Origin of the sequence: Microcoleus sp. Z1_B2 (assembly GCF_036700325.1) — a bacterium.
Taxonomy (GTDB): Bacteria; Cyanobacteriota; Cyanobacteriia; order Cyanobacteriales; family Microcoleaceae; genus Microcoleus.
This window is the reverse complement of sequence record NZ_JAUBOQ010000029.1, coordinates 31984-36109: the sequence shown is the minus strand read 5'-3', so window position 1 is coordinate 36109 and position 4126 is coordinate 31984. Positions and strand designations below refer to the sequence as shown.

At 43.0% G+C, this 4126-nt stretch carries 1 protein-coding gene; it reads left to right on the top strand.

The genetic code is table 11. From position 1 onward, the window contains the following. Positions 1 to 189: 189 nt before the first annotated feature. Positions 190 to 3714 carry an Eco57I restriction-modification methylase domain-containing protein gene (locus QT984_RS18015; RefSeq protein ID WP_333374575.1) on the top strand — a complete coding sequence of 1175 codons (3525 nt, stop codon included), beginning with the start codon at positions 190 to 192 and terminating at the stop codon, positions 3712 to 3714. Positions 3715 to 4126: the final 412 nt, after the last annotated feature.

Here is a 4126-nt window from a genome sequence, read left to right as displayed (position 1 = left end):
TTGAAAATTTTTCTTCTCAGTCCTCATAGCGAGGACTTTCGCTTTGAGACAGGGAATTCATTCCCTGTCGGACTGTCGGACTGTCGGACTGTCGGACTATCTGACTCTCGGTTTAACGTTAAGTTGACACGCCTTGGGCACGATGCCGTGTCCCTACTAGAGTTCTCCCTTATTCCTTCATATATAACCATGCCACAAACACTTAAAGAATCCCGCGAACTTCTCCAAGACTTTGAATTCAACAAATTATTCGTCCAAAAACTCGGTTGGGATAATCCATCTTCCCACAAAACCGTATCTTTAGAAATAGAAGGCGAGACTTATTCCCGAAAAGCCATCGCCCAACTTAACGGAGTAGTTGTATATGAAATTATCGCCGATAGCGGAAATATCCCCAACAGCGCCGAAAGACTGACAATTTATCGCGAAATTGTCCAAATTTCTGCCGAAAATCTATTGATTTTTATTGACAAAAATCGCACCAAATGTCTCTGGTATTGGGTAAAGCGCGAAGGTACAAAGCTTTATCCCCGCGATCATGTATACGTGAAACGGGAACCTTGCGATTTGCTACTGAGTAAAGTGACAGCTTTAAAGGTTGATTTAGAAGAATTAGAAACGCTTTCGGTGATTGATGTCGCCCAAAGATTGCAGGCTGGCTTGGATGTCGAACGAGTAACTAAAAAGTTTTTTGAAGAGTTTAAACAGCAACACGTTGAATTTTTAAGTGTGATTCGCGGCATTGACAAAGAAACAGATAGGCGCTGGTATACTTCGGTTTTACTCAACCGCTTGATGTTTGTTTATTTTTTGCAGCGCAAAGGATTTATCGACAATCAAAAATTGATGTATTTGCAGGAAAAGTTAGCCGAAAGCAAGCAGCGGGGAACGGATTTATTTTATTCGCAATTCTTGAAAACACTGTTTTTTGAGGGATTTGCTAAACCTCTGGATTTGCGGGAGGAAGGCGTTAAAGAATTAATCGGCGATGTTAAATATTTGAATGGGGGACTGTTTCTCGAACATCCCATCGAACAAAATTATCCGAATATCGCTATACCCGATGCTGCTTTTGAGAAAATATTTAATTTATTTGCCGCCTATTCTTGGAATCTTGACGATACAGTGGGCGGGAAGGAAAACGAAATTAATCCGGCGGTTTTGGGATACATCTTTGAGAAATACATTAACCAAAAAGCCTTTGGCGCTTATTATACCAGGCCGGAGATTACTGAATATTTGTGCGATCGCACAATCAACAAACTAATTCTCGATAGAGTTAATAATCTCTCTTCCTCCAACTCTTTCTCCCCCCTTACTAAGGGGGGCCGGGGGGGATCTCTTCATCAACAAGACAACGCATCCAACTCTTTCTCCCCCCTTAGCAAGGGGGGCCGGGGGGGTTCTTCTCCCCACTTTGAAACAATCACCGAACTCCTCACCAATCTCGACGCCAATCTCTGCCGCAGCCTGCTAACAGAAATCCTCCCAAACCTAACATTATTAGACCCAGCCTGCGGTTCCGGCGCGTTTTTAGTCGCAGCGATGAAAACGCTGATTTACATCTATTCAACAGTCATCGGTACAAGCAAGTTTTTAAATGATCGTTACCTCAATGACTACCTAAAAGACATCGAAAAAGAGCATTCATCACTCAACTACTATATCAAAAAACGGATTATTAGCGACAACCTCTACGGCGTGGATATCATGCCGGAAGCAGTGGAAATTGCCAAATTGCGACTGTTTTTAGCCTTAGTTTCGGCGGCGCAGAATGTCAACGACTTGGAACCCTTGCCGAATATTGATTTTAACATCATGGCGGGCAATTCCTTAATTGGATTACTGCGGGTAGATGACGCAGAATATGAAGGAAGTGGAACTCAGTTAAATTTTTTTCACAAGACATACAGACAAGTATTGGAGGAGAAAAACCGTCTGATTTCTATTTACCGTCATGCGACTACCTATAGCCAAAACTTGCAGAGTTTACGAGATGAAATTGCCGAAAAGAAAGCGCCGGCTATCGAAAATATTAATAAGATTTTGTTGGAAGATTTCAAGCAGTTAAAAATTAAGTTTGAACAAGCACAGATTAGCGGTAAGCCGATTAAGCGTACCCTGACTCTCGCTGATATAGAAGCTTTGAAGCCTTTTCACTGGGGCTATGAGTTTGATGAGATTTTGCATCAACGGGGCGGTTTTGATGCGATTATTACTAATCCGCCTTGGGAAATTTTTAAGCCAAATGCTAGAGAGTTTTTTGTGCAGCATAACGAACTAGCCAAAAAAAGCAAGATGGATATCAAAACTTTTGAAAAAGAGCAAAATAAAATTCTGCAAAATCCTGAGATTGCTGAAACTTGGTTAAAATATTTGAGTGAATTTCCTCATGTTAGCGCTTACTACCGTTCAGCAGAACAGTACAAAAATCAGATTTCAATTGTCAACGGCAAAAAGTCTGGTACTGATATTAACTTCTACAAGCTTTTTCTAGAGCAATGTTTTAACCTCTTACGCCCAAATGGCGAGTGCGGCATCATCATTCCTTCTGGAGTTTATACTGATTTGGGAACTAAGCAACTGCGGGAAATGTTATTTGTTGAGACTGAGATTGATGCGCTGTTTGGTTTGTCCAATGAAAGGTTTATTTTTGAAGGAGTGGATCATCGCTTCAAGTTTTGCTTGCTCACTTTTGAGAAAGGTAAAAGTACAGAGTCATTTCAAGCTGCTTTCCGCATCAATCCGCGAGAAGCGATTCGGGTGGACAAACTCGATACTTTTCTGAATAATCAAGATGAATGTATTGAGATTTCTGTTAACTTGATTCGTCGCTTATCTCCTGACTCTCTGTCGGTGATGGAGTTTAAAAATGAGGGAGATATTCGGATTGCTGAGAAAATGCTGCAATTCCCTTTGCTGGGCGAACAGATTGAGGGGAAATGGAATCTGCGGTTAACTGCGGAATTTCACATGACTAATGACAGTCATTTATTCAAGCAAGAACCAGGGAAAGGGAAACTGCCACTTTATGAAGGGAAAATGATTCATCAGTTTACTCATCTCTACGCTGAACCGAGGTATTGGGTGGATGAAGCGGAAGCGAGAAAAGCTTTATTGGGAAGGAATGGCGTAGATAATGGTCAAAAGTTAGATTATCAGTGTTACCGTTTTGCATATCGTGCAATTGCTAGCAGTACAAATGCTCGTAGCCTTATTGGTACAATACTGCCTAAAAATGTTGTCTGTGGTCATTCTCTCAATATTTCCTCTCCTATTAAAAATAACAAATATATGCTCTTTATTTGTGCAGCTTTAAATAGCTTGTGTTTTGACTTTACATTGCGTCAAAAAGTATCGTCAAATTTAACTATGTTCTTTATTTACCAGACACCTGTCCCGCGATTAACATCAGGTGACAAATACTTCACCGACATCGTACAGCGCGCCGCCAAACTCATCTGCACCGCCCCAGAATTTGACGAATTAGCCCAAGAAGTCGGCTTAAACTCCCACCGAGAAGGCGTTACCGATGAAACAGAACGCGCTCAATTGCGAGCGGAATTAGACGGCATCATCGCCCACCTTTACGGATTAACGGAAGCCGAATTTGCGTATATTTTGACTACTTTTCCGATTGTCCCCGAAGCCGTGAAACAAGCAGCATTAGCGGCCTATCGCACCTTTGCGGCATCACCCGGAGATCCCCCCTAACCCCCCTTAATAAGGTGGGGACAGGAAGTAGATCCCACGTTTGCAGGGGAAAGTAGAGGAGACTGCAGTGCCGTTTCCCTACAAATAATAGGGGGGGTAGTTACATATTTCGTGCATGAAAATTGAGGATTTTGCGGTAGGGAAAGAGCACGGTGCGGTGTCCTCTTTCCTCCGCCAGTCTTCTCGCTTACCCGGCAGTCCGCCAGGGAATGAATTCCACGGGGCTTATAGCGAAAGTCCTCTGAAAGAGGACTGAAGAACTCATTAGTCCTCTTTGAGAGGACTTTTGCTTTGAGGCAGGGGTTTCAACCCTTGCCGGACTGTCGGGTAGGCGCGAGGACTGTCGGGTAGGCGGGTTTAACGTGTTGGTTGACACCTATGGGCACGGTGCGGTGTCCTCTTTTCCTCCGCC